We start from the raw sequence: 26373 nt of genomic DNA, 5'->3' as shown, positions 1-26373 counted from the left end.
GATCATTTCCCATCATTCGCTTCCACACGGAAACGCTCAACAAATGTCCGCAACTCTCCCGCCACACCCACCAAGTTTTGCAAAGCTCCAGAAACCCTTTGGGCTTCTTGGGAGGTTTCTTGAGCAGTTAACTCAACGGATTGCATCACTTGGGCAACAGCACGGGATGTTTCAGTTTGCTCGATAGTATCCGCAGTGATGGCACGTACTAAAGCATCGATCCGGTTTGCCACTTGCACAATATCTTCTAGCGATCGCTTGGCTTGTTCTGCTCGTTTAGTACCTTCAATCACCTGTTGGGTGCCTTCTTCCATAGCTGTCATAACTGAACCGGTTTCACTCTGGATTTGCAAGACAATATGTTCAATATCCTTGAGTGCCTTGGCTGACTTATCAGCGAGCTGTCGTACCTCATCCGCAACAACAGCAAAGCCTCGACCAGCTTCTCCAGCTCTTGCCGCCTCAATACTAGCATTGAGTGCTAACAAATTCGTTCGGGAGGCAATGGTAGAAATCGATGTAACAATTTTAGAAATTTCCTGGGAAGATTCTGCCAAACGCTTGACTTTACGAGTCGTTTCTGCTACAGTCTCACGAATTTGCAAAATTCCTGCCACAGTGCGCTCCACAGCCTCACCACCTTTGAGAGCAGTAGCCGAGGCTGAGCGGGCAACTTCCTCAGCTTCTCTTGCACTCTCTGCCACCCGCTGAATAGCATCGGTCATCACCTGTACAGAGTTCAGGGTCACCGCCAGTTCCTCAGCTTGCCGTAAAGCATCAGAAGACAAGCTACGGGCAAAGGACTCACTATCGGTGGAACATTTGGTCACCTGACGGACTGCCTGCTTGACTTGTTGTACAATTTCCCGTAGGTTTTGAATGGTCAGGTTGAAGGAATCAGCAACTGCCCCCAACACATCCGCAGTTACCTCTGCTTGTACCGTTAAATCCCCCCGTGCTGCCCCTTCCACATCATCAAGCAATCGAATTACCTGGCGTTGGAGGTCTTCTTTTGCCTGTTCTTGCTCTTCTGCCTTTCGTTGTGCTTCCGTCATCGTTGTCAAGATGACTCTAGCCATTTGGTTGAAACTATGGGCTAACTGACCCAATTCGTCCTGGGAATAGATCGTAGCATGGGCATTGAGATTACCCTGAGAGACTCCTTCAAACTGGGTTTTCAGGTTTTCGGTACTACGTCTAATCTGCCTAGCTGTAATATTTCCCACAGCCAGAGTAGTACCAAAACTGGCAACACCAGCGGCTAGGGTCATCATAATACTAGTATTTCGCACGTGGTTTTTGAAGGATGGATTATCTCTAACCATGTATTGTGCTCCAGCACTCACCCCCGCTACCACCACCATTGAGACCGCGCCAGTAATCAAGGCAGTCATCCAATTCTTCTGGTTGACAGGAGCGTTTTCTATGGGAGCTAGTCGACCTTGGTCAATACTAACAACCAGCTCTTTGTCAATGTCTTTAGTGGGATTATAAATAGGGATTGGCTCGGTGGCACTACTAAGGCTAAATAGCTCCTCATTCCCAGTGGCTGACGGATAATCATGACTGGGTACAGCACTAACACCACTGGTGTTCATCTCCATTGACCCAGTACTTCCCAGTGTTGAGCCAGTAGTGCTTAATACATCAAAATCACTATTGTCATCACTCTCATTGGACAGTGGTTGCTGATCATCAACAGAGAAATCAGGGATTGAATCTAAATCATCATCAAATAGGTCAAACTCATCTAAAAAACCCTCTTTTACCCCTTGATGTGCTTCAATTCCTGACAAGATTTCCTCTTCTGATTCCGTTACATCATCCATTGTCCAAGAATCATCATCAAAGGATTCCAAATTAATTTGGTCTGGGCTTGGAGAGTTTAACCCATTGTGTTCATAAGCTGAGTCCAAAAGTTGCTCATCCGAGCCATAGTTTCCCGATAAATAGGGTTCAGTAGAGTCAGGAGCCTGATTGAGATATTCTAAGTCCTCTTGATTGTCAGCATAGGCTTGAGTATCCCCAGAAGTTGGTTTCTCTGTTTCCAAAGACTGCTCGGTCCTGGAATAATTTTCTTCGGTAGTCGGGGTAGGATCAGAACTTGGAGTCGGGGAAAAATTCCCCTCAAGCTCTGGTGAATTCATTAACAGGGTTGCGGCTTCAACAAAGGAATTCTTTGATTGCTCCTCGAGATCACTAAACTCGTAATCTGCCAGAGACTCTAATTCTTCTTCAGCCAGGACGTTAAACTCAACTGTGCTAGATTCACTAGTTAACTGTTCTGAACCATAAGAGAGCTCTTCGTCTAAATTCTCCTCAGGAGACACCATAAATGTTTGTAGACCCTCCTCTTGAGAGAGTTCAGGAAAGTGTCCTTCTGTGCCATTGTAACAAGTCTGACTACTGACAGCATTAACATCGAGTTCTAAATCAGAGCCAATTTCCCAACTCTCTAAATCCTCACTGTCTTCTTCTAAGTCACTGACCATACTAAAAGGGTCTAGATTATCAGCAGACTGTAACTCTATGGCTCCTTCATCACTATCACTAGTGGAATCTTGAAAAGACTCCTTAAAGGGTGAGGTGGATTCTGAAGCAAAATCATCAACCCCTGTGTTATCAAAACTTAAGCTTTCCGGGTCAAATTCACTGATATCATTAAAATCAGCGAAGTCTTGCCAATTTCCTTCTGTGGGTTCTGCACTCAACTCCTCAGTCTCATCTAGTTTCACCTGTGATGTATTGACATCATCAGGTGATAACCCAGGATCTTGATGACCATTTGTGGATTGCTGGGCGTACTCTAGACCGTTATTGGCATAATTAACAAAATCCGGCTCAGAGGTCAGATTGAGTACTGATTCATACTGTTGCCGAGCCAAATCGTACTGCTGTAGACCATAGCAGTAAATATGACCCCGCAGTAGCAGCGCACTGGGTTCATTGGGGAAATCCTCAATCAAACGATCAACGAGTGTTGCCGCTTCTTGGTATTTGCCCTGCATATAGGCTTTTTCGGCTTCCCCATACAGCTGGGGGTAATTTATACTGGATGCCATTTACCTCCTCCCGAAGCATTAAAAATTAATATTTAATAATAATTAATCCAACTAATTTTTAATGTTCAATTTTTAATAATTATTTTTAGGCTGCCCACCTTGCTGAGCGTATAATCGCCACATGATCAAGTAGTCGCAGAACCTGATTAGACTCAATGTCTAGCAACCACTCACCGCGTAAGAAAGGAGTCATACTATCGGCAACATTGGTAGGCATATGTAACTTTTCCACATCCAGCCAGTCTGTACAGACAATTTGTTGAACTGCCAACCCCAGCATAGTGTCTTGATCTTCAATAGCAATAACAGGGATTTCTATACGGTCTGTATTTAAAACCGTTTTATCCCCCAGAAACTGACCCAGATCTGAGACCCAAATTACCCGTCCACGTCGATTGAAGGTCCCCAACAATAAAGGGGAAGCATTAGGAATAGGAGTAATTTGTTCAGGGGAGGGGTCAATTACCTCTTTGATACCAGTAGCCGGCAGAGCAAATTCATCACCAGATGGCAGATAAAATCGCAGGTATAGTTCGCCTTCAGGACTTTCCAATTCCTGCAATTCTGGGGCTTGTTCAAGAGCCGAGTCAGTTACAAAGTCCGAATTAGCAACCATTCCCGTCAAATACCAATATATTTATCTTCTGAGTAGCTGTCTAACTGTTCCAATCAACTCCGTTGGCTGAAAAGGCTTCGCAATGTATGCATCTGCACCTTGCCTCATGCCCCAATAGCGGTCAAATTCTTCACCTTTTGAAGAACACATCACCACTGGCACATTCTGAGTTTTGGGGTCAGCCTTAAGACGCCGACAGACCTCATAGCCATTCATGCGTGGCATCACTATATCCAAGACAACTACATCTGGACAAGACTCTAAAATATGTTCTAAAGCCTCAACACCATCACTGGCAACATCCACCTTCAAACCACTACCTTTAAGGAGGTCTGAGATCATCTGCCGTTGAGCAAGGCTGTCTTCTACAACTAAAACTTTACTCATAACTCCTAGCTCGACCCTCGGGAAAGGTCGTGAAATTAAACCACAGCCCGATTTGGGTCTATAAATTAAATCATGATTACAGTATCCCTCATCTATCGGTGGTGATAGCAAGAAAGACTATATTTTTCTTGAATTTGTGGAAGCTCCTAGCTTGACCAGTGGGTTTAATTAGGATAGTGTTGGTTAATTAACTGATAGGTTAGACGCCTCTATTAATAACTCAAAGGCTGACAGAGCAATATTCTCCCCTTGATCTAATTCTTTGCTCAGGGCATTACTACCTTGGTATTGTTCTAGATCACCTCGACCAAATGTATTTCTCCAAAAGCATCAATAACTCATGATCTCCGAAGGGCTTGGTTAAGTAGTCAGTTGCACCTACCATTCGCGCTCTGACCCGATCAATAAAGCCATCTTTGCCTGTGAGCATGATGATGGGGGTTTGCCGAAATGCTGTGGATTGGCGTAACATGCCACAAAGCTCATAACCATCTAGGTCGGGCATTACTAGGTCACAGAGGATGAGATCGGGTTGGAGTTGGAAAACCTGACTCAGAGCCTTTAGGGGCTTCTGTATTGCTGTGACTTTATAACCTTTGGCTTCTAGGGTATATTCCACAGCTTTTCCAACTGCGAGATCATCATCAACACAGACAACAGATCGTGTAACTTTCTTGAACTCCCATTGCTCTTCAATGGCTGGCGTATCTGCTTCTTTGGGGGTCACCATTTGGATTGACCCCTGTTGTACATAGGGATGAATAGCCCGAGCTACGGTGATTAGGTCGCGATGGAGATAACGGGACAACTGGCGTAGAGAAGTTTTGCCATCTACCCAACTGCTTATGAGTCTAAAGGATTTTTCCGGCAGTGTAGCCTGTAACTGGTCATGGGCAGTAATCATTGGACACTGATGGGGAGATTGGATATGAGGGCACAATTGCTTCCACTCCTGCACCTGCTTCATCATCTCTCTGACCAATGGTTCTATTTCTAAGGTAGTAAGTTGCGGTGCTAATGCCGGACCAATTTCAAATACAAAGTAGCCATGGTGAAGGCTCAGCAAATCAAAAAGGGTTTCATTAACCATGCTTTGAATGATGCTTCGCCCTTGGTTTGGTGTGATCACATGCTTTTCTAACAAAGCCCAAAGGTAACCATACTCTAGAGCATTGGTAGCCGCAATCGACAGACTTTCCAATTTATCGAGAGCATCATTGGCTTTATAGCGGCGTAGATAATCATGCAGGCGCGTCAAGCTCCCATCGCTGTCAGCAGCATAGGCAATCTGGCCATTCAGGAAGAATACAAACCAATACGGACGCGGACTTGGTAGTTTTGGCTGCTGGTAAAGTCTAGCTGAGGTAAAACGATTGCTGCCACTATTGCTAGCCTTGCTACTAGGGTGAGGGCTGTATGCCTCGACTAAGAGTTCCCCGGTTCGCTGACCTAGCTCGATCAGTTGCAGGATGCTACGGATATCAATTTCACTCAAAGTTCCCTGCATTTAAAGACAATGTGCTCCTAACAACCTGTTGATGTATCTGAGATTATGACCTGTCATTGAGTTAAAGGATGCCCATACACTGGTACTGATCTATCTTTGCTCAAGAAATGGCTTAACTGTACACTGAAAATATCCCCAAAAATGAGTTGGTAAGGAATGACTTCTGTAAGCCAACTGGTCGAAGCTTACCATGGCTGGAGACAGCTAAGCATGAGCGAAGTACCTGATTAGCGGTAAGAGTGGGATTTTGACGGTTACTGGAAAATTAAGCTAAGATGTCTAAGGTTATAGGTTAGGACTTTAAACACCATTGGATAGCATATAAGCATATAAATTAAGTATATTTATTTGAAAAAAAATGAGCGACGCATTCCCCGGAGACGAAACCTTAGACAGGCTCGCCTTATTTCATATAACTTAAACTTATGACTCACAGGCTGTCGCGCCTATCGCTCAACTGTCTTACGGTAACTTCTTTCACCTCGTTCAGGTGGGGGTTAGGAGCTCCAAAATGTGATATAATCGCATCATCTTGAGCGGTACGGCAAAGGAGAGAAAAGATTCTGAGCAACCCTGAGGCACGACCTCTCTACGATTGGGAAAATTAACCTATAAATCCTTTGTAGTCGGTTCATAAACGTCAGACTCTCAGGTAAAAGCTTCATTGAAGTGCGGCTCGTTCCAGCTAAGAGCCTTATTACATAAGGGGTATGAGCTGGGGGAAAGAAGGACTAAAAAACCTTCAAACCTAACTGACTGTTTGGATGGCGGTGAAAACCCGACCCCTTCAGGAGTGAAGTGACACCCGATCTGGCCACACCGAGACAGACGGCATTCTGTCAGAGTGACGCTGGCGACAGGGCGCAATCAGACATATTTCAGATGTATGACACTGGCGCTAATGGGAAGATGTCATGGGTAGATTAACGAAAGTCCTTAAAAAGTGTCTAAAAGCTAAGCCGCAATCTGATCGAGCCAAAGCGAGACTTCATCCTTTTATTCTCACGGTGTATTTTGAATGACAACCGTAAACTCCGAGAAGAGGATAGGCAAATTGGTTAGAAGTTACCGCAAGAATAGTGGAGCCTTTATAGTTAGTCGGCTATGGGTAAAAGGGTTAAAAATTTTGTAGTAAGGCTCCACTATTCTAAGGTTTCATCTCCGGACTGCCCTAAAACCTCATAACAATCTAACAGTCGGAACGAGTAAAAACGACAGCAACAAATGAGTCTAAGGAAAGGTCGAATCCTTAGTAAGTTATGCCAAACCTAATCCTCACTGTCGGGTAGGATGTAGCCGGAAACTGGCTACGGGTATTCAGAAAACACGAACTCTAGGAGAGCATAGGTAGACCCATGTCAAACAGATATAGCGACCTTTGGAAAGGACAAAAGTGGAAGAAACTCCGCCAAAATCTATTCCGCCTACAAAAGCGAGTGTTTAAAGCAGTTCGAGATGGCGACCTAAAGAAGGCGCGGTCACTCCAAAAACTGATTATGAAATCCCGTGCAGCACAACTTTTGGCAGTCCGTCAAGTGACACAGCTAAATAAAGGGAAAAAAACGGCGGGAGTTGACGGTAAGTCAAGCCTCAACTACCGGCAGAGATGGGAACTGGTAGAAACATTGAACGACTTTGCTTCGGACTGGAAGCATAGCCGACTCCGCGAAATCCCCATCCCTAAAAAGAACGGGAAAGTAAGGGTGTTGAAGATACCTACCATCGCTGATAGAGCATGGCAATGTCTAGCCAAATACGCTCTGGAACCTGCCCATGAGGCAACGTTCAGTGCCTATAGTTATGGATTCAGGCCGGGAAGAAGCGCACAAGATTCTCAGAAAATGCTATTCCTAAACCTGTGTTCGACTAAAAACGGCATACAAAAAAGAGTCTTAGAACTAGATATCAAGAAGTGCTTCGACCGAATAGCTCACACCACCATAATGAAGGAATTAATTGCACCTTCAGGCTTAAAATACGGGATATTTAGATGCCTAAAAGCAGGAACACATCCCGAATTCCCTGAGCAAGGAACTCCTCAAGGCGGTGTAGTTAGCCCGCTACTAGCAAACATAGCACTGAACGGAATAGAAGAATTAGACCCCAAAGTCAGAAGCATTAGATATGCCGATGACATGGTAATAATTCTAAAGCCAAAAGATAACGCTGAGAAAGTTTTAAATAAAATCAAAGCTTTCTTAGCAAAACGCGGAATGGAAGTCAGCGAGGAAAAAACCAAGCTAACTAAGACGACAGACGGGTTTGATTTTCTGGGGTGGTACTTCCGTGTCCAGAAAAACGGAAAATTTCGATGCATTCCCTCAGAGGATAATCATCGAAAAATACGTGAAAAAATCAAGCACGTAGTCAATAACTCGAACTATGGTGCCGAAATAAAAGCACAAAAAGTAGCCCCGATCGTACGTGGATGGAGAAACTACCATAAGAACTGCTATATGAGTAGTTCCAGGGATTCTCTATGGTTCATGAGAAATACGGCTCACCAGAAATTCCGCAAAGAAAAAAAGGTAAGTCGCTATAAAGCTACTGAACTATGTAAGAAAGCATTCCCGAAAGTAGGATACAGCCAAAATGAACACGTTAACGTTAAGGGGACTAAGTCACCTTATGATGGTGACCTAGTTTATTGGAGCAGAAGGAACTCGAACCTCTACTCAGATACTACCTCAGCAGCTTTGAAAAGGCAAAACCATTCCTGTGGATTTTGTGGACTAAGATTCCTAGAAGACGAGGATGTACACCTTCATCACATAGATGGAAACCACGACAACTGGAAATCAAAGAATCTAATAGCAGTACACAATAGCTGTCACCAGCAAATTCACTGGAGCACTCCTAAGGGAGAGAAGATCTAGGAGCCATATGAGGGGAAACTTTCACGTATGGTATGACAGGAGAGGTGCCCTCCTTAATCGGAGGCATCGACTCTAACTAAGCCCCATAGCGGAAACGAGGGGGAACATGCCAGCAAAAGTCCTGGATGTTCGGCGAGGATGCCGCCTGTCGCGAGGGATAAAACCTTGTAATCAAGACGGATACCCCCACCTCGCGAACGCAGGTGGGGGAAGCATTCAGTAGGGATTAGGCACAAGGGAAAAAAGTGATGGGGTAAGATGTTATGTTCAATCTAGAAAATTCGACCCTCTGGGTGGATAAAATCTATGGTTGGGGAAACTAGACCGGTTGGGGAAACTAGACTCCCCCTGTGGGAAGATTCCTAAGACTATCCTCATCAATCTATTTCTATTCTGCTCACCTTTATTGACTGGTAAATCAGGTCTGGGCAATACCTTAAAATAGGTTAAGTGTCTAAATATACTGACTGCCGTCATCCTTTAAAGGATTAATAGCCTTAAGGATCAAAACTAGGTCGGTTGACCAATAATCTCCGAAAATTACCATCCTGCAACCCCAAAGGGGTTAAGCGTTCAAATGTGTTAATCAAGAATTGGGCACAATAAAAGTAAAAGAGGACGATCAGTGTGCTGTATCTCGCAGAGGTAAGAAAGCAGAAAACTGGGTTTATGGGTAGAGCTCAGGCCGAACTTAAACTGCTGGCTTTTCAGCGGACTGACCAGAGTTGGAATAAGGTGTCTGGGGAGGAAGTGCTTCCGACAGAACAAGCCAATAACTTTGGTGATGGTGCGTTGGTGATTGTTAACCTGAGTGGGAATCGACAAATACAGGGAACAATCGAGGCAGCGGGGGGAAGGTTAGTCAATCTGTTGCAAAATTTCTCTCGCTTGCTAGAAAAGTCAAAAAACCAGGAAGAAGAAATTGAGCAGTGGAAGCAATCTTTGACCTATCAAAGTCAAGAACTCAACCGTCGCGAGATGGAAATGGAAGCGCGGCTTGAGCAGATGCAAACGATGGAGGAGGATTTTTCCAGAATAGAGCAACAACGCCAAGAACTGGAAAGTACTCAGGCAGAAACTGCTAAACTCAGACAAGAATTGGAGCGTAAAAGTAAGGAGCTTGAAGGTGCTTGGGAACAACTCCGGGGACAGCAGCTACGCTTAGAAGAGCAAGTTTCAGAGGGTCAATACTCTGTTGGTTTAGATGCTCAGCAGGCTGGTGTGATTCAGCAATTGCTCAATCGCTTATCAGGAGGATTAGAATCAACACAATCTGTCTGGGAACCACTGAATCAAGCCTTGGAAGTAGTCAAGCATCAGCATTCGGTGTTGGATACTCACTGGCAGCAGTTAAATGAACAGCGTCTATTAGCTCAAAAATTGGAAGCAGACGTTGAGGGTCACGGGGAGGAAGTCCAACATCAAACCCAAAAGTTACAACAATTACAAGCATCCTGTGAACAGGCAAACCGCGAAATGCAAGTGCAGCAAACCAATCTAGAGATCAAGCTCGAATCAGCTAGGATGGTGAGTCTGCAACTCCAAACTCAGCAAGAGTTATACCAAGAACTGGCTCGAATGGCAGCAACATCAGGGGATGTCAAGATTAGCCAAATGGTGGATATTGCAGCACTAGAAAAAATGCCCTTGGGTGAGTTACAGGATATAGTTCAGAATTTGCAGCAGGATTTGGAAAAAGTTGTACGCTTCGTCAATGACCAAGAAGAAGAACTAACACTCCAACACCAAGGGATTGAAGAACTACAAGAACAGATTAGGGTCGCTAGTGAGTATGATCGTATTAGTCTAGAAACCCAGTTAGCAGATGAGCAAGACCGTTACCAGATGCTGGACAGAACCTTGGTGGGTCAACGCCGGACTCTATGGGAACGAGAAGAAATTCTAAATCAGCACCTACGAGTGTTGCGACTGCGGCAAGGAATTGTGGATAGTAATGGTCAACAAAACCAGAAAATTGACTTAGGACCAATTTTGCTCGAACTAGAAGCACAGTGCAAACAACACTCAGATCAATTGCAACAACTAGAACGAGAAATTGAACAGATGCGCCTTAGGGTTAGCGAAGCTGAAGAATTGATGAATCAACAAACCCAAGAAAAGGATGCTAAGCTGGCTCAGGTAAAAAATTGGGAGGAAAGTTGGCTATCCAATCAGGTGAAGGTAGCTCAACTTTGGGGGAAAGTCGATATCTATGAAGAAACCCTACAGCCATTGCAAGATGCTCTCAATGAACTTCGACAGAAGCTGGAGGCGATCGCAAATGCTCTGAATCAAATCCAGGAAACAGGTGATTCTCAACAACAAGCGATCGCTCAAATATCCCAAATCATCAGTAGCTTAAGCCAATCTCCAGAGTTGGCAGCTTCTTAGGTTTAAGGTTTAATATTGAATGTTGAATGTTAGAATGTTGCTCCCCCAAGGCGATTCGTTGTAGGGTAGGTTGAAGAAGAAAAATTTATCAGAAACTAAGAGATAGAACTGTTTCATAGTTCATACTTTATAGTTAATCTTTATAGTTAATACTTCATACTTCATACTTCAGTATTAAGAATAATCCATTCTTCTTCTACCAAGGCTGTTACTCCACCAGGAAAGGATGACGTTCGAGAGCAGTTGGGAGCAGCAATTAAACCAGTCACGGCTTCGATTTGCTCAAAGCTGAGGGCTTTGGTTTGGTTTTCCTGAAGGAACTTCCGAATCACACGACGTTGCAGAGCTAGGGGAGCTTGCTGTAATACCAGACGATTCAATCGTGGAGGGCTATTGCTAGCAGGATCTTCCTCGACCGTAGGTACTGCCATGGCTTGCTTCTGGATTTGCTCAGCAGTGTTTTCCAGATATTCCACGTCTGCTCGCAAGATTTCAGCAATTTGGGACAAGGCTGTCTCAACTTGTGGGTTGAAATGGGTTTTTAAATAGGGGATTAGCTCTTGGCGGATGCGGTTACGGGCATAGTTAAGGTCTTGATTGTAAGCATCCACCCAAATGGACAGTTGCTGCTGCTCGCAAAACTGGAGAGTTTCGCTACGGGATGTGTCAAGTAGGGGACGCACCAGACGTACTCCAGGAGCAAGAGGTCGTTCCCAGGTCAAAGCTTGCAAGCCATCAGTCCCTGAACCTCTGATCAGGTTATAGAGGACTGTTTCAGCGCGATCGCTTTTTGTGTGACCAGTGACAACAGTGGCGTAACCTTGAGTTTGGGCAATGTCAATCAGGGCTTGATAACGCCACTGCCGCGCTGCTGATTCGCTCTTTTTCACTTCAGGGGCAATTCGTAGATGAAATGGAAGCCCCCAACTTTGAGCAATTTGCTGTACATGAAGGGAAATTCCCTCATCATAGGTCCAACGGTGGTCACAGTGGGCGATTCCTAGCTGCCATTTCCACTTGGGCTGTAAATCTAGCAGTAGTTTGCTTAGGCAAAGGGAATCTTGCCCACCGGATACGGCTACTAAAACCTGCTGATTCTTTGGTAGTAGCTTCTTTTGCCGCAGGGTTCTATGTAGCCGTGCATGAAGAGGTGTCCAACTCGGTATCTCAGACATTAGAGTGGTTATGAATAGTTATCCAAAACTTTGACCAAAAATTTGGGTCTCAAGCCCCGTCCTTCGTCCGACGGCTTTTGTGCTATAATATTACGTAGGGTTATCCCACGTCAAAATGATCGTCTTAGAATTTAAGGTCAAAGGGAATAAAACTCAATATGCTGCCATTGATGAGGCGATACGCACTGGTCAGTTTGTACGAAATAAGTGCATCCGTTACTGGATGGACAACAAAGGGATAGGACAAAAAGACCTGTATCGCTATAACACGTGGCTGAGATCTGAATATCCTTTTGTCACAGACTTAAACTCTCATGCCTGTCAAGCTTCGGTGGAAAGAGCTTATAGTTCAATTTCTAGGTTTTACGATAAGTGTAAAAAACAAGTCCCTGGCAAAAAGGGTTATCCCAAGTTTAAAAAGTTTTCTCGGTCAGTTGAGTATAAAACATCAGGCTGGAAACTTTCAGCTGATACCAAGTATATAAAATTCTTAGACAAAAAAGGTATCGGGAAACTAAAGCTTAAGGGAACCTGGGAGTTATGGCGTTACGACCAAAATTTGATTAAACGAGTTAGATTGGTTCGTCGCGCAGATGGCTATTATGTTCAATTTTGTGTAAAAGTTGAGATTAAAGAATCTCTAGATCTGTCCCATACCAATGTGGGACTTGATGTGGGTTTAAAAGAATTCTACACTGATTCAAAGGGAAACACAGAACCAAATCCAAGATTTTATCGTAAGGGCGAGAAACGGTTGAAATTTTATCAACGCCGAGTTTCTCGTAAAAATAAAGGCTCTGCTAACCGAAAGAAAGCCATTGATAGACTAGGTAGGCAGCATCTTAGAATAAGTAGACAACGTGAAGAACATGCCAAAAGACTGGTTAGAAGTTACCGCAAGAAGAGTGCAGCCTTTATAGTTGGTAGGCTATGCATCAAAGGTGGCAGGTTTTGTTGTAAGGCTGCACTCTTCTAAGGTTTCGTCTCCGGCACGTTGCGTAATCAGGTCTAACGACCTTGTCGCCTACGAAGATCTAAGAGTTAGGAATTTGGTTAAAAATCACTGTCTCGCCAAGTCTATTAATGATGCAGGTTGGTATCAATTCAGAAAATGGTTGGAACATTTTGGTACTAAGTTTGGTCGGATAACTGTTGCAGTTAATCCGGCTTTAACCAGCCAGAATTGTTCCCAGTGTGGTGAAGTTGTCAAAAAATATTTGTCAACTCGAACTCATACCTGCAAATGTGGTTGTCAATTAGACAGAGACCACAATGCAGCCATCAACATTCTTAAGAGAGCCTTCAGTACGGTGGGGCACACCGGAACTCGGATCCATGATCTGTTCGCGTAGCGTCGGCGAAAGCCGATACGCTTTGGGAGATCTGTCCTCTACTCTTCCTGACTCCGGTCTGGTTGAGCAAGACGGGTCGTTGAGCAAAGAATCCCCGTCCTTTTAGGCCGGGGAGTGTCAAATTTTGAATTTTGTAGGTCATGGATAGCCTAGAATCCTATAAATTCTAAACGCTCAAGGTTGTTAAAAGCTTTGAAATCGGCCTGTTCACTACGATGCTCCCATGTCAACATTTACCAATAGACTATTAGTTCAGCTTATTTAAGCTCATTCATTTCTTGCCAGACATCATCCATTAGGGAATTATCATCACCGTTTTCTGATTCCTCATCAAAGGAAATATCGTCCAGTTGAAACATATCTTCATCACTATCATCAGACATTTCACCGAGATCAAAATCATTACTACTGTCTGTTGATACTGCTGACAAATCCAGCAAATCTTCTTCCGCTGCTGTCGGTGATTCTACGAACTCTATATCTTCGTCAACACTATCGGAAAAGTCTCCTAAATCAAAATCATCTTCTTGACTAGTTGGGGTTTGTTCAAAACCAATATCTTCCTCACTTTCCGACTCACTATCGGAAAAGTCTCCTAAATCAAAGTCATCTTCAGTACTGCTTGGGGTTTCTTCGATAGCAATATCTTCCTGACTATCGGAAAAGTCTCCTAAATCAAAGTCATCTTCAGTACTGGTTGGGGTTTGATCGATAGCAATGTCTTCATCTGCATCAAGTGTTGGTTGAAGTTTCATCTCATCGGAGATAGCAGTTGAGGCATCTTCCTCCAGTGCTTCAGCTACTGATATTCCAGTAGCAGTCACAGCGGCTGTGGCTGCTCCAACTCCAAGCTCCAATCCAGAATCATTGCTAGTTTGTGGCTCTGGGAGGTCTGGCTGTTCTGCTACCTGGGTTGATGTGCTTTGCAATGTTTCACCACCAATAGCTGATATATCATCAACTTTATCCTGAGTCTCGACAAGGCAAAATTCTAGATTAAGTCTTACCTTGCCTTGCTGCCAGTCATTAGCAGCAAATTGCAACACTTCACAAGGAATACCCGATTCGCTAAACCAACTTTCCTGTTCTGGAGTCCATTCATCCCCTAAGACTTCTACCAATTTCTTTTTGATAGCAACTAAGAATTCACCGACCCTAAAGGTACGGTTACCAATAAAGATTTGAGCAGATTCATCCACTGATAGTACTTCACCAACAGCGAGTGGCTTGAACTGATTATCCACGACTATTTTCCCCGATCAAACTTTTCGATAAGCTTCCATGCCTAGAGGGCAGGAGTTTCATTGCCCAACCATTGAACTAACTATTCCTTTGAGGCAAAGGTCGGTTTCCTAGGGTTAATTCCCCGATGCCTCTAGGCATTAAAGCGGGTTTTCAGTAGAAGCAATTTAGGGCATGCACTCAATCACGGAAATATATAGTTCTTAGAAGAACCAGCCGTAGGAATGTAAGCCTTTACCCAATAGATTGACTCCCAGATAGCAAACCCAAACAACTAGAAGTCCTGTCCCTGCCAAAATTGCTGGTCGGCGTCCTTGCCAGCCACGGGTAATGCGGGCATGGAGATAGGCAGCAAACACTAGCCAGGTAATTAATGCCCAGGTTTCTTTTGGGTCCCAACTCCAGTATGAACCCCAAGCCTCGTTTGCCCAAACGGCACCGGCAATAATCCCAATGGTGAGCAGAGGAAACCCCAGCCCAATAATACGATAGCTGATATTATCGAGAGTGTCGGCAATACTAAGCCTCTGGGGTGAGAGGGTGGGTGCTGTGGATACCGATGGTAGGGGTGAGTCGGGGGTAGTTACTAAATCGAGCACTGCTGTAGTACTAGCTGCATTACTCTGTCCCAGTTCAGCTAAAGGGGATGAGGTATCAGAGGTAACTACAGCCTGAGAAATTGGATCATTACCGTTGCGCTGTAGTTTAAAATTGGAATTCCCTGGTAAGTTATTCGGTAAGTTATTCTTGCTGCGATAGCCACCAGTACCGACAGAACTTCCTCGCAGTTCCACGTTCTGACCACGGGTAATCACTAAAAATGCGATCGCTACCAGGGCACCTACCATCAGGGTAGCGTAACTAAGCATCATGATACTAACATGCATCATTAACCAATTGGATTTCAGAGCAGGTACCAATGGAGCGCTTTCCTGCATGTCTGGTGGTAGGGATAGAGCGGCAAACGCGGTAATTCCCATGGCGACTGGTGCAGTAGCCACCCCTACCAATCGGCTGCGACTCATGTTTTCAGCAATTAGGTGAACTGTGGTAATTCCCCAGGTCAGGAAAAACAGGGATTCATAGAGATTACTGATCGGGAAGTAGCCTGCCTCTAGCCATCTTGCTCCGAGTAAGGTAGCAGTGCAAAGGTTGGCGGTTGCCATCCCTGATATTCCTAAGGGTGACAAATAAGGAATTTTAGGAAAAGCGGCTCCTACCCAGTAAATTAACATCGTCACAAACAGGACGAAAAAGGAAATATTATCTAATTTGTTCTGGAGTGTAACCAGATCCATAAAGCGTTCTCTCTCAAGTCTTGTATAAAGCTTATATTATTGCAGCATTACTACTATCCTATCGGTTCGATGTGCCCCTTTTGATAGAGTGCTAGTGGGTTAGTGTGTGAGTTCGTCTTTAGGGCAGAAATAGTTTAAGTTCAAAAATCGAAATAAATGTAAGGCAGACCACTCTGAGGAGCAAACAACCAAACTACGTAGAGACCTACTGGTACCAACAACAACTTCACCGGCCAGTTGAGTTGTAATTTCAGACCCCTTCGGATACTGTAAACCCCAGCCATTGAGGCTGCTAAGCTAACTAACAGGAGAAGCACCCAGAAGCGTTCCATACCAATAGCGGTTAAGTAGACTTTTTGACCAAATTGGATGTCAGCTGGGTGACCCCAGAGATTCTGGATGACTAAACTGGCTTGTTTGAGATTGGGGATGCGGAAAAAAATCCAGGCAGTAAACACCATAAATTGGGTCAAAAACCAGCTTACCAAGACCCCTGACCAACTTTGCCACCAACGTTTTATCCCATCTCTATTTTCACAGAAAGCTTCGGTCAAGCGATGAAGGACTAAGGCTAGACCATGCAAGCCACCCCAGGCTACAAATCCCCAAGCTGCTCCATGCCAGATACCAATAATGACCATTACGATGAATAGGTTAACGCAGGTACGAGCAACCCCTTTACGGGAACCGCCCAAGGGAAAGTAGAGATAGTTACGGATCCAATCCCCTAGAGTGATGTGCCAGCGACGCCAGAAATCCGCAATGCTGATACTGAAATAGGGAAAATCAAAGTTTTCTGGAAGATTAATGCCCAGTAACACTGCACTACCACGGGCAATGTCTACATAGCCGCTGAAATCGAAATAGAGTTGTAAACCGTAGGCAAAGATAGCTAACCATAAATCTCCACTACCAGCCCGTTCTATATTGCCAAAACACAAATCAACAAAAATCCCAATGTGGTCGGCTAACAGTGCCTTTTTAATCGCACCAGATGTAATCAACCAAAGTCCTTCTGTTGCTCGATCAAGACTTGGAAATTGTAAGGTTTTAAGTTCAAGGGCAAACGGATGATAACGAGTAATTGGACCAGAAATAAGTTTAGGAAAAAACAACTTATAAGCAGCAAACTGGAGGAGATTACGAGTTGCTGGAGCCCCACGATAGACATCAATGAGATAAGCAATGCCCTCAAATATAAAAAACGATATTCCTAGAGGAACAATTAAGTTATCCCTAATCCAATTCGCCCCATCTTGGGCAATGGTAAAGTTGATGATTACTGCCAAATTTGACAACAGAAAAGGAATATACTTGAAGCCGAGCAAAAAGATAACATTTAGGAAAATACCTAGCCACAGTAGTCTTGACCGTCGGTTATTCCAAAAACTATCAGCCAATAGCCATTCTTCATTGGAGAGATGATAATTCGTAGCATGGGAACCAGAAACTGTATTCGTTCCAAGTGCTTGTCCAAAGTAAAAATTAATTAGGGTAATCAACACCAACAGGGGAATGTATTGGATTTGTAGTGAAGCATAAAATATTAGACTGCTACTTAATAAAACCAAAAGTTTTAGTTTGGGAGAACCTGTGGCAGCTGTAGAAGATTGCACCAACCAGTAGATTCCCAAAACTGCTAGCAAGAAACAGCTGTAGGTAATCGAAATAAATGACATTTTTTAAAGATCAAGGGTGAAGGATGTTTGCCTGATAGTGTGTAAGCATTCAGCTATCAGCCATCAGCATATGCCCGTAGCGCATATGCTTACATATCGTTTCCGTTTGAATAGTTATAGCGGTTTGCGTGTAGGTTAAGTATAATTACGAATCTTGACTACTGACTACTGACTACTGACTACTGACTACTGACTACTGACTACTTGTTGTTATTGTAATTAGCGCGGGTTGCAAACCGCTATATAATTATTGGTTGTTCGTTAATTTAAAACTGATTAATAATTAATTATTAATCACTAATGACTAATGACCAAGGCATCATTGGATCTTTAGCCAACTGCTTAGAAACTTGGTAAGCACCATAGCGGTTGAGATGGCTGGGGTCGGAAAAGTAGTCATGTTTAGTTAGCAACATCTTATTGAAATCTCGGAAAATCAATCCCCCTTCTAGATCAAAGTTGTACATGTATCGCTGAAATTGTTTATCATATTTGCTCCGCACTGGATCTAAATATTCTTTAGTCAGGGGTAGGTTGACCATAACGATACTAAGGTCATGCTTCTGGGCAAATTCCAGCAAATTTCTTAGGGCTTTGTCTTGCTGACCTCCTAGCTGAAAATACCGGTAATCACCATCATAAATACCGGGAACTTTAGGATGTTTCTGGTAGTAGGTAGCGGTGTTAAAACGAGTTGACAGGGGAAGGAAGCCATCAAAGTCAATTTTCCAGGTTGGGGATAATGTCTTTTGAGGCTTTTTGGCAGTCTCGGTTGTGTCTAGTTGGAGGAACTTTTCTAGGTCAACCAACTTTTCCCGTAACAGAGATTTGAGCTGGCTTCGGTGAGGATAAGTTAAGGAAATTTTGGCTATTGACTGATTTAGCCAGTCACTGATTAACTGATAACTATCATTAAAAACCTCTAGAGGTTGGTCTGTGGCATCTGTCGGTAATAGTGGTTGTTTAGTGCGGTTCGGAAAAACTCCTGCCATTAGAGCTTGGTAGCCTGGTGATGCGATAATCGAGTTGTAGGTAGCATCAACTCGACCATTGTTAAAGGCTCTGACCCCATCAGCCCAAATAATCAATTTAGGCAGTTGCTCCGGAGTTAAGACGCGCCGAACCATGAAGTCTACTACCTGAGCTGTGGCACCATTAACCCCAAAGTTAAACACGTCAATGCCAGGATAGCCCTGTTCTTCCAAGGCATTTTGGAGGGCAATGGGATCGATTCCCCGCATGGCTCTGGAACTGCCCATAATCAGTACATCAGGGATACCACTCTGAAGCAGGCGTTGTTGGTACAGAGCTAGCTTTTCATCTAACATCTGGTTATTGAATGAAGGATTGGGCGATCGCGCTGCAGCCAGCATGGCTGCCATGGTGGCATTGCCGTTTTCATTCACAATCACCATGGTATCCCCAGGAGCAGTAAACCCAGAGGTGTTGAAGTTTTCAGTCCCGAGACCCGCCCCTTTTTGCAAAGATATTTGGGGCAAAGCAATGGGTTTGGGTGATGAGTTCGTCACTGCCTTTACTTCTGCTGATGGTGAGGCTTGAGACTGTAGCAGCTCACTAAAGCGCCAATCTGTGATCAGTGTTAGTAGTAATCCTGCTACGCCCCATACCATGCCTACTGCTACGCCTTGGATAGACAATTTTCCCCTAGCCTGTCTCTTGTCTGAGAAGGCTGCCATGTCTTGGTTTTCTACAGTTGGTACAAATAGCTGAGAGTAGCATAGCAAACGCTGGAGTATGTAAACTAAACCATCAACTGCTCCTTTGAAACCCTGGTTGAGATCGTCGTGGGTTAGATCACGACGCAGTACTGGTTCCCCACTGGGAGTTACCAAATCACTCAGGTAGGCATCTGAGGCAGCAAACTCTGGGGTAGCTTCTGGGACTAGACGCTGTCGATGAACAAAATCAACTCCATAGTTCCAGGAGGGGGAGGTAGCACCAGCGCGACGTCCATAGAGCCGCAACCCAGTAATTTCCGACATAGCCAGCTGCTCTAGGAAGCGGGTAATTTTTCGAGTGACCTTAGATTTTCGAGGACAGACCGTTGCCTCGCTCATGATGTGCAACAAGTCTTGTTTACGGCGAATTTTTACCCTTACTCCACCTGTTACCAATCGTTGGTCAATGTCGGGATTAAGTAAGCGTTCCAACAAAAAGGTCAAGGCATCGTGATGCCCTGTTTGGGCTAAGGAATAGGTGGATTCTCCTAAACTCTGGTGGTCTGCTGCTGGTAAGTTGAGCCAGTGAATCCAGGCTGGGGATTCGGTTTCTGGCAGTAAGGAATTGTTGGCAGCTTGACCATTCTTTCCCAAGGGGGGTTGGAGAGAGTCAGCTTCCTGAGACAGTAAGGTTTGACTAGGGAACTGACTTGACTCTACACCATAAATAGTGGCACCCTGGATACCTTGAGGAGCGATTAAATCGAGTATTGAGGCAATGGTACTGACTAAGGTTTCTTTTTCTGGGGCAATAGTTTTTCGGCGGTGGATGAAGCTAGAAAATACATGTAGGGTGGTTTCTTTAAGAATGGCTCTAACGGTTATTCCTACCGCTGCTAACCCCTGATTTAATAACCGCTGGATTGCTTCTACATCTCCCCAACGAGCCCATTCCTTGAGGACTTCTTCTGGAGGGGTCAAATCTACTCGCAGCTTCCAATCAGGAGTGGCTTCGCCACTTACCTGAAAGCAAATCAGGGCATCTCGAAACCCTTTGAGTTGCAAGGAATGTAACCGGTCGATGATGGGCTCAGATAGTAAGGAGGGATCGGGGCTGTAGTTAGAATTACAAATTATCCAGAGCCGTCGGTTAGGGGGTGAAGGGTGAAGGTTAGTTTGTTTAAGGTTAGAACTTGCCCCGGAAAATCTTCTAGCTTTGGAATCTTGGTGTTGGATCCGGACTTTAACACTGACACCTAGGTAACTGAGGGATTCACTGAGATAACGAGCGATCGCATCTGGAGAACCAGAACGGGCAAGACTTTCGTTTGAGACAGTTAAGTCCGCATCAGTATCAGTGGTTATGGCGTCGAAAGACGTCTGGGAAGATTGGTTAGAAGCATTAGTGGCATCATCGGTCGGTAGTTTGATAGCGATTTGCTTAATCCAGTCTGGACGCTTCTGCCCCACTCGACGCCCATAAACAATTATTTGATAGATCGGGTTTGCTAAGTCTAGGGGAAACTGAACTTCTCCCTGTTGCAGTTTCAGGGCTTTGATAAGGCGGTTGACTAACTTATTGGCTTCTACTCCCTGAGGGTGTTCACACAGAATGTGCAAATTGTTCCCTCGCAAACGGATTCGTATGGATAACCCAGGTTGCCTAATGGCACAATAAGCCCACTTGGCAAGGGAGGGCGGAGGAGCTTTTGGGAGACTCTGATCGACATCCAACATCACAAATTGATTAACTGGACTGGTAACGGAGGAATGATTTCTTCATATCTTAGATGCTCGCCTTGATTTAAGCACAATTTTCTGAAGACTACTTATTTGTTGGGCAAATAAAATTCATTTAGCTGACAATAGAGGTTGAAATCCTCAGCAGCCCAGACTCTAAAACAGGGGGGCTACACAAATGAACGCTGACAAAAGCAGCTTTGAGACTCAGTAGGTAAATCCCAGGTAATATTGGAGTCAACAGGACTTACGCCAAACTGGGAAACGCCCTTATCTAGTAGTCTCAGGAGGGAGACCCTACAAATAGATAAAAATCGAGTTACTGTGGAAGTCTGGCTCTTGTGCCCCGATGTGAAATTTTTGGCTTTGTTTAGTTCATTTGTACTAAAAATAACCCAGATGTCTTCTTCTCAACCAGAAATACCAGAAATCAGGTCAGCAGACCTGTTTAATTTAGAAATGCCCACAAAATTCTTCGTAAGTCTAGGGACTGCTCCAATGCTTTTAGGTATACTCTCAATACAAGCTATGGGTTCATGGTTAGAAGCTACAGGTATTAGTAGTGAGGAAGTGTTTCGAGGGCAGAGATTGCCTGTTCTCCCTTTCCCAGATTTGGAAAGGGATGATCAAGATGATCAATAGTTTAAATTGACTTCAAATTTGCTGTTGTTTTTGCTATGGATGTACTACAAAGTTGCTCCTAGTCGTGGATACTGCCATCGGGCAAAACTGCCCCCCTTAGGTTTGCCCCTGTCAGTTTCACCAAAAGCTTACCATTAGAACCCACTTTAGCTCCACTCAAATCAGCTCCACTCAAATCAGCTCCACTCATGTCAGCTCCAATCAGATTAGCCTCTCGTAAGTTAGCATTACTGAGGTTAGCTTGAAATAAATTGGCTCTAAAGAGATTAGCACCTTCGAGGTTAGCCCCGGCAAGATTAACCCGATGGAGAAAGGCATCTTTTAGGTTAGCTTGACTTAAGTTAGCGGATTGGAGATTCCGATTTGAGAAGTCTCTTTCTTTGAGGTCTGCTCCCCTAAAATCAGCACCACTCAAGTCAGGAGGGGCTTTGGGAGCCCGAGATTGAGCGGTCGTGGATGGCTGGGTTCTAGAGTTACCAGGGGGCTGGGCAGTCCGAGCTTGGGCTGGAGTAGTCCGAGATTGAGCCGTCGTGGATGGTTGGGCTCTAGAGTCAGCAGGGGGCTGGGCAGTCCGAGCTTGGGCTGGAGTAGTCCGAGATTGAGCGGTCGTGGATGGTTGAGCTCTAGAGTTACTGGGGGGCTGGGCAGTCCGAGGTTGAGCGGTCGTGGATGGTTGGGCTCTAGAGTTACCAGGGGGCTTGGGAGTCCGAGGTTGAGCGGTCGTGGATGGTTGGGCTCTAGATCGTTCTGGTTGTTTGTATTTGTAATAGTTTGGTGGGTTTGGCTGGGGTGATGGTGGTGGTTTTGGTCTTGGATTTGGATTACGATAATTCCGATACGGTGTTCTGCCCCTAGCTTGTGTTTGTGAAGCAGTGGGTAAGGTCTGATGCGATCGCAATTTTTCTCGTGCCTGATTGAGTAACTTAAGTTTTTCTTCAGCTTTTTGCTTGAGGCGAGGATTATCCTCAGGCACACGATCGGGATGCCAAATAAATGCCAAATCCTTGTAAGCCTGGTTCACTTCTTCCGGTGATGCTCCAGGCTCCAGTTCAAGAACTCTATAGCATTGCTCTAGCTCATTTTGCTTCACCACCATATTATGTGTAACCTAGCGACTTTTCCTTTCTCGACTCTAGACTATCAACTATAGGCTTGCTTGTGTTGTTCCCTATAGTCTAAAGACTACAGCCTAGGTAAGCATTCAGCTATCAGCATTCAGCTATCAGCATTCAGCTATCAGCATTCAGCTATCAGCATTCAGTTACAAGCTATCAGCCATCAGCTAATGCGCTACGCGCACGCTTGGCCAAAGGCCACGCTGCTTGAGGTGCGAACAGCTATCAGCTATCAACCAAAGGCCAACGGCTGACCGCTGACTGCTGACTGCTGACTGCTGATAACTGACCGCTGATAACTGACCGCTGATAACTGACCGCTGACCGCTAACTACGGTTCAATGCCTTACTGCAGGATTGTAGCTACTTCTTTGGCAAAATAGGTCAAAATTAAGTCAGCACCAGCCCGCTTCATGCTAGTCAGGGTTTCCATCATGACTTTTTTCTCATCAATCCAACCATTCTGACCGGCTGCTTTAATCATGGCGTACTCACCACTAACATTGTATGCAGCAACGGGTAAATTAGTATGCTGTCTAACCCGGTGGATAACATCCATATAGGCTAACGCTGGCTTAACCATGACCATATCTGCCCCTTCTGAGATATCCAAGTCAATTTCTTTGAGGGCTTCAAGGGCGTTAGCGGGATCCATTTGGTAAGTCTTCTTGTCACCAAATTTAGGAGCTGAATCTAGGGCATCCCGGAATGGACCATAATAAGCGGAGGCGTATTTAGCGGAATAGGCCAGAATTCCGACATCAGTGTAGCCTTCACCATCTAGAGCTTTACGAATTGCACCAATGCGTCCATCCATCATGTCGGAAGGCGCAACCATATCTGCCCCAGCTGCAGCTTGAGATAGGGCCATTTTTATCAATACTTCCACGGTGGCGTCATTTAGGATAGTGCCATCTTCGGTGACAATGCCATCATGACCATCACTGGAAAAGGGATCAAGGGCAACATCGGTAATTACCATCAGCTCTGGAACTTCTTGCTTAATTGCTCTGATGGTGCGTTGGATTAATCCATCAGGGTTGTAGCTTTCAGTACCGGTAGCATCTTTCAAGTCCTGGGGAATGAGGGGGAAAAGTGCGATCGCATTAATCCCCAGTTCAAATGCCTCGGTTACTTCTTTGAGCAATAAGTCCAGAGAATAGCGGTAACACCCTGGCATGGACTTAACCTCTGGTTTTAGACCCTGACCTTCCATCACAAATACTGGATAAATCAGGTCATTAACCGTCAGTTGAGTCTCTTGGACCATCCGACGAAAGGCTGCTGTACGGCGCAGACGTCGAGGCCGATGGGTTAATTGGAGTTGGTCAGAAGCTATTGACTTGTCGATCAAGTTGGGTAAGGACATAGTGAATCCGGTAGTAGATGTGAACTTGAGTTAAGTCTGTTAAATTCGTGAGGTTCATTATCAAGCATTTTGGTTTCAAAAATTCTTCTGCGCAATAAAACTTTGATTTTAGGGATTGACTTGACCGGTGACGGTTGGTTGTCAGGAGTGAAGGGAGTGGTCGATTAAGGGGAGTAAGGGATAATCGGGTGATCGGTCTGGGGGCAGATCAGCTGCTAGATTTACTGGCAGGACTTCCGGAAAACTGGACTGAAAACGTTATAACTAATAGGATGCGTTATTAATGCACTTTACTGGACTAACACCTTTCAATTCAAACTCTCTTGAGAATAGAATTCCAGTTTTTTGACCCGTTGTAGCCGTACATATCCTGATAGTAGGTATCTATCATATACTCGTCTTCGTGGTTTTTTAACCAATCCCTCAAGTCATCCATTTTGTTAGCTCCTTGCTCCATCTCGTCGCGGTCATCCCAACTATCCTGCCATAATCCCCAGTGGACTTTGTTGGTATCTTCAACAATCAGGTAATCTCCGCTCCTGAGACCTGAGGCGTGAAAATATTCCAAAATTCCCGCTAGATTAATATGGGCATCTTCTATAATCAACCAAGGATGAGGGAGTGCACAGAGTAATTCCGAAGGAAAAGCTGCACTAATATTGTTACAATCTCCCTGGATAAAATTAATCCGAGAGTCAGCTTTAGCTTTTTCGTCGAGCAGGGATAAATCTATATCCACAGAGTGAACCCGACCTTCTATCCCGAATACATCCAAACAATCGGCCAGCCAAATAGCCCCTCCACCATTGAATGCACCAATTTCGATAATTGTTTTCGGTTGCAGTTCGTACAGCAGCATTGGATAAAGTGCCATTTCCGTTATCCCTTTGGGCAGTACGATTCCCTTCCAGGTCTGTAAATAGCTATTTTCTAACAGAGGTTTCCAAGCATCGGTGGGAATATCGCATTCATCTTTGCGATCGCTAATTTTGACAAACCGATCAGCTTTTAACGGTTCTTGCTGGTGCTGGGCTTGTTGGATAATGGTTTGGTAGTTCATTTTACTTAACAAAATGATGTTTTTTGTCTCTCATTTAATTTGGGTGGCTTTTGGATTTTTAAAACATTTCCTTAACCTGGTAAAAATCCTGTCGTCCTGCAAAGTAGTTCCAATCCATATATGCTGTTTCCAGGTGTCTAGAGCCAGAACTGGCGTCAAAAGCTTTACGTCCGTGCATAATTCGGAAATTATGCACTAACAAGCAGTCTCCAGCTTGCATCCGAAAACAGTATTCGTAAGCCGGTTTTTTTAGGTAGCGAAAGAATCCATAGTAAGCTTCATAAAAGCTTTCCATCTGCTCGAATGGTAAATCTAATCCCAAATTTTTGTGGCTGAAGAAGATGTTAGTTACTTCCTCACTGTCGTTTAGTTTGATAATTGGCTTTGTCTGGGAAACATAATAATCCCAGTCCTGGTACAGTTGCCAAAACGTGACAGGGGTTTGAGTTAAAATTTCAAAGTACTGGGGATGATCTTGACGAAAATCGTGAGCCACACGAAAACCGTCTACTACGGTTGATTCACCTCCAGAAGCTTGATTTTCTACACAATAGAGTAGTTGGACAATGGGTGGGGTAGGCAAGAAGGTGATATCGGTATGGGGTGATAAGGCATTACCCGCTGCTGAGAGAGACAAGTCTTGACCATTTGGGATAGCCTTAACTGTGGAGTAGCGTCCGTATTGAGCTAGATAGTAAATTGGTCCAATGGAAGAGACGAAAGTCTCTAACTTCTCCCAAGGCATTTTTCGCAATAGGGTAAACCCTAGGGTAGAAAGTTGATTCATCCAGAATTCAAAAGAACAATTACCATATTCACACCACTCTGGTGGATTGGCATCTAACCAAGCTTTGTCCCAAAGTTGCTTTTCCCTAGGAGATAAACTGGGTTCCGGTTTGGGGTCGTAGGCACGACTCAGGAGCCAAGATCGGGGAAAAATACTGCGGTGGGGAGGGTCTTCATCCCAGTCAATGATGAGTTTTTCATCTTGGAACTGCACGGATTTGGGTTTTGGCAGTTCTAGGCGATCGCTGAGATCGTTAATTTTCTGAAACGAACTAGGATGATAACACCGAGGACACAAACAATGGTCATATAACCAGATGTAATGAAACCGCTTCCCGCCAAGGGTTAGGAAGCGATCGCTTTGAATTAACTCTTTATAGTCTAATTTCAACATTTG

General features: G+C 44.6%; 18 protein-coding genes. 5 read left to right on the top strand and 13 right to left on the bottom strand.

Annotated features, from left to right (window positions below):
• Nucleotides 1–2: 2 nt before the first annotated feature.
• The 4 genes from F6K64_RS20300 to F6K64_RS20285 form a co-directional block, all read right to left on the bottom strand.
• Nucleotides 3–3062 carry a methyl-accepting chemotaxis protein gene (locus F6K64_RS20300; protein WP_008180681.1) on the bottom strand — a complete coding sequence of 1020 codons (3060 nt, stop codon included), beginning with the start codon at nucleotides 3060–3062 and terminating at the stop codon, nucleotides 3–5.
• An 85-nt stretch (nucleotides 3063–3147) separates the two neighbouring features.
• A complete protein-coding gene (locus F6K64_RS20295) occupies nucleotides 3148–3678 on the bottom strand; it encodes a chemotaxis protein CheW (protein ID WP_008180683.1) in 531 nt (176 codons plus the stop codon).
• A gap of 21 nt (nucleotides 3679–3699) precedes the next feature.
• Nucleotides 3700–4065, bottom strand: a complete 366-nt coding sequence (locus F6K64_RS20290; RefSeq protein ID WP_008180685.1) for a response regulator transcription factor — start codon at nucleotides 4063–4065, stop codon at nucleotides 3700–3702.
• A 298-nt stretch (nucleotides 4066–4363) separates the two neighbouring features.
• Complete coding sequence (locus F6K64_RS20285; protein ID WP_008180687.1) at nucleotides 4364–5572, bottom strand: response regulator; 1209 nt, start codon at nucleotides 5570–5572, stop codon at nucleotides 4364–4366.
• Nucleotides 5573–6927: 1355 nt separating this feature from the next.
• Here F6K64_RS20285 and F6K64_RS20280 point away from each other — a divergent pair.
• Nucleotides 6928–8448, top strand: coding sequence for a group II intron reverse transcriptase/maturase (locus F6K64_RS20280; protein WP_008180688.1), 1521 nt, complete (start codon nucleotides 6928–6930; stop codon nucleotides 8446–8448).
• A 627-nt stretch (nucleotides 8449–9075) separates the two neighbouring features.
• On the top strand, nucleotides 9076–10839 hold the full coding sequence (gene hmpF, locus F6K64_RS20275; protein ID WP_044492395.1) for a pilus motility taxis protein HmpF: 1764 nt from the start codon (nucleotides 9076–9078) through the stop codon (nucleotides 10837–10839).
• A gap of 161 nt (nucleotides 10840–11000) precedes the next feature.
• Here the strand turns inward: hmpF and tilS are convergent, their stop codons facing one another.
• Nucleotides 11001–12014 (bottom strand): tRNA lysidine(34) synthetase TilS, encoded by a 1014-nt coding sequence (gene tilS, locus F6K64_RS20270; protein WP_008180692.1) that lies wholly within the window; start codon nucleotides 12012–12014, stop codon nucleotides 11001–11003.
• A gap of 115 nt (nucleotides 12015–12129) precedes the next feature.
• Between tilS and F6K64_RS20265 the strand changes: the two genes are divergently transcribed.
• Both F6K64_RS20265 and F6K64_RS39005 read left to right on the top strand, forming a co-directional pair.
• Entirely contained in the window at nucleotides 12130–12990 is an 861-nt protein-coding gene (locus F6K64_RS20265) for an RNA-guided endonuclease InsQ/TnpB family protein (RefSeq protein WP_008180695.1), read from the top strand.
• A 73-nt stretch (nucleotides 12991–13063) separates the two neighbouring features.
• A complete protein-coding gene (locus tag F6K64_RS39005; protein WP_008180697.1) occupies nucleotides 13064–13366 on the top strand; it encodes an RNA-guided endonuclease InsQ/TnpB family protein in 303 nt (100 codons plus the stop codon).
• A 257-nt stretch (nucleotides 13367–13623) separates the two neighbouring features.
• Here F6K64_RS39005 and F6K64_RS20255 read toward each other — a convergent pair whose 3' ends face one another.
• The 4 genes from F6K64_RS20255 to F6K64_RS20240 all read right to left on the bottom strand — a co-directional run bounded on the left by F6K64_RS20255 (nucleotide 13624) and on the right by F6K64_RS20240 (nucleotide 21001).
• Nucleotides 13624–14610 carry a KGK domain-containing protein gene (locus F6K64_RS20255; RefSeq protein ID WP_008180699.1) on the bottom strand — a complete coding sequence of 329 codons (987 nt, stop codon included), beginning with the start codon at nucleotides 14608–14610 and terminating at the stop codon, nucleotides 13624–13626.
• A gap of 201 nt (nucleotides 14611–14811) precedes the next feature.
• Complete coding sequence (gene ccsB, locus F6K64_RS20250; protein ID WP_008180701.1) at nucleotides 14812–15906, bottom strand: c-type cytochrome biogenesis protein CcsB; 1095 nt, start codon at nucleotides 15904–15906, stop codon at nucleotides 14812–14814.
• Between the two features lie 140 nt (nucleotides 15907–16046).
• On the bottom strand, nucleotides 16047–17585 hold the full coding sequence (locus tag F6K64_RS20245; protein WP_008180703.1) for an MBOAT family O-acyltransferase: 1539 nt from the start codon (nucleotides 17583–17585) through the stop codon (nucleotides 16047–16049).
• 290 nt (nucleotides 17586–17875) lie between these two features.
• On the bottom strand, nucleotides 17876–21001 hold the full coding sequence (locus F6K64_RS20240) for a DUF1574 family protein (protein ID WP_008180706.1): 3126 nt from the start codon (nucleotides 20999–21001) through the stop codon (nucleotides 17876–17878).
• Nucleotides 21002–21403: 402 nt separating this feature from the next.
• Between F6K64_RS20240 and F6K64_RS20235 the strand changes: the two genes are divergently transcribed.
• A complete protein-coding gene (locus F6K64_RS20235) occupies nucleotides 21404–21646 on the top strand; it encodes a hypothetical protein (protein ID WP_044492433.1) in 243 nt (80 codons plus the stop codon).
• A 58-nt stretch (nucleotides 21647–21704) separates the two neighbouring features.
• Here the strand turns inward: F6K64_RS20235 and F6K64_RS20230 are convergent, their stop codons facing one another.
• From F6K64_RS20230 to F6K64_RS20215, 4 genes are all read right to left on the bottom strand, one after another.
• The gene (locus F6K64_RS20230) at nucleotides 21705–22736 is read right to left on the bottom strand and encodes a pentapeptide repeat-containing protein (protein WP_287266183.1); all 1032 of its coding nucleotides are present in this window, start codon (nucleotides 22734–22736) and stop codon (nucleotides 21705–21707) included.
• A gap of 371 nt (nucleotides 22737–23107) precedes the next feature.
• Nucleotides 23108–24130, bottom strand: coding sequence for a porphobilinogen synthase (gene hemB, locus F6K64_RS20225; RefSeq protein WP_287266181.1), 1023 nt, complete (start codon nucleotides 24128–24130; stop codon nucleotides 23108–23110).
• A 313-nt stretch (nucleotides 24131–24443) separates the two neighbouring features.
• Nucleotides 24444–25190, bottom strand: a complete 747-nt coding sequence (locus tag F6K64_RS20220) for a CmcI family methyltransferase (protein ID WP_071103200.1) — start codon at nucleotides 25188–25190, stop codon at nucleotides 24444–24446.
• Between the two features lie 58 nt (nucleotides 25191–25248).
• A complete protein-coding gene (locus tag F6K64_RS20215) occupies nucleotides 25249–26370 on the bottom strand; it encodes a TauD/TfdA family dioxygenase (protein WP_071107672.1) in 1122 nt (373 codons plus the stop codon).
• Nucleotides 26371–26373 lie beyond the last annotated feature (3 nt).

The sequence above is a fragment of the Moorena sp. SIO3A2 genome, assembly GCF_010672265.1.
In the GTDB taxonomy this organism is placed as follows: Bacteria; Cyanobacteriota; Cyanobacteriia; order Cyanobacteriales; family Coleofasciculaceae; genus Moorena; species Moorena producens.
The sequence above is the reverse complement of the archived record's forward strand: the minus strand, read 5'-3'. Positions and strand labels throughout refer to the sequence as shown.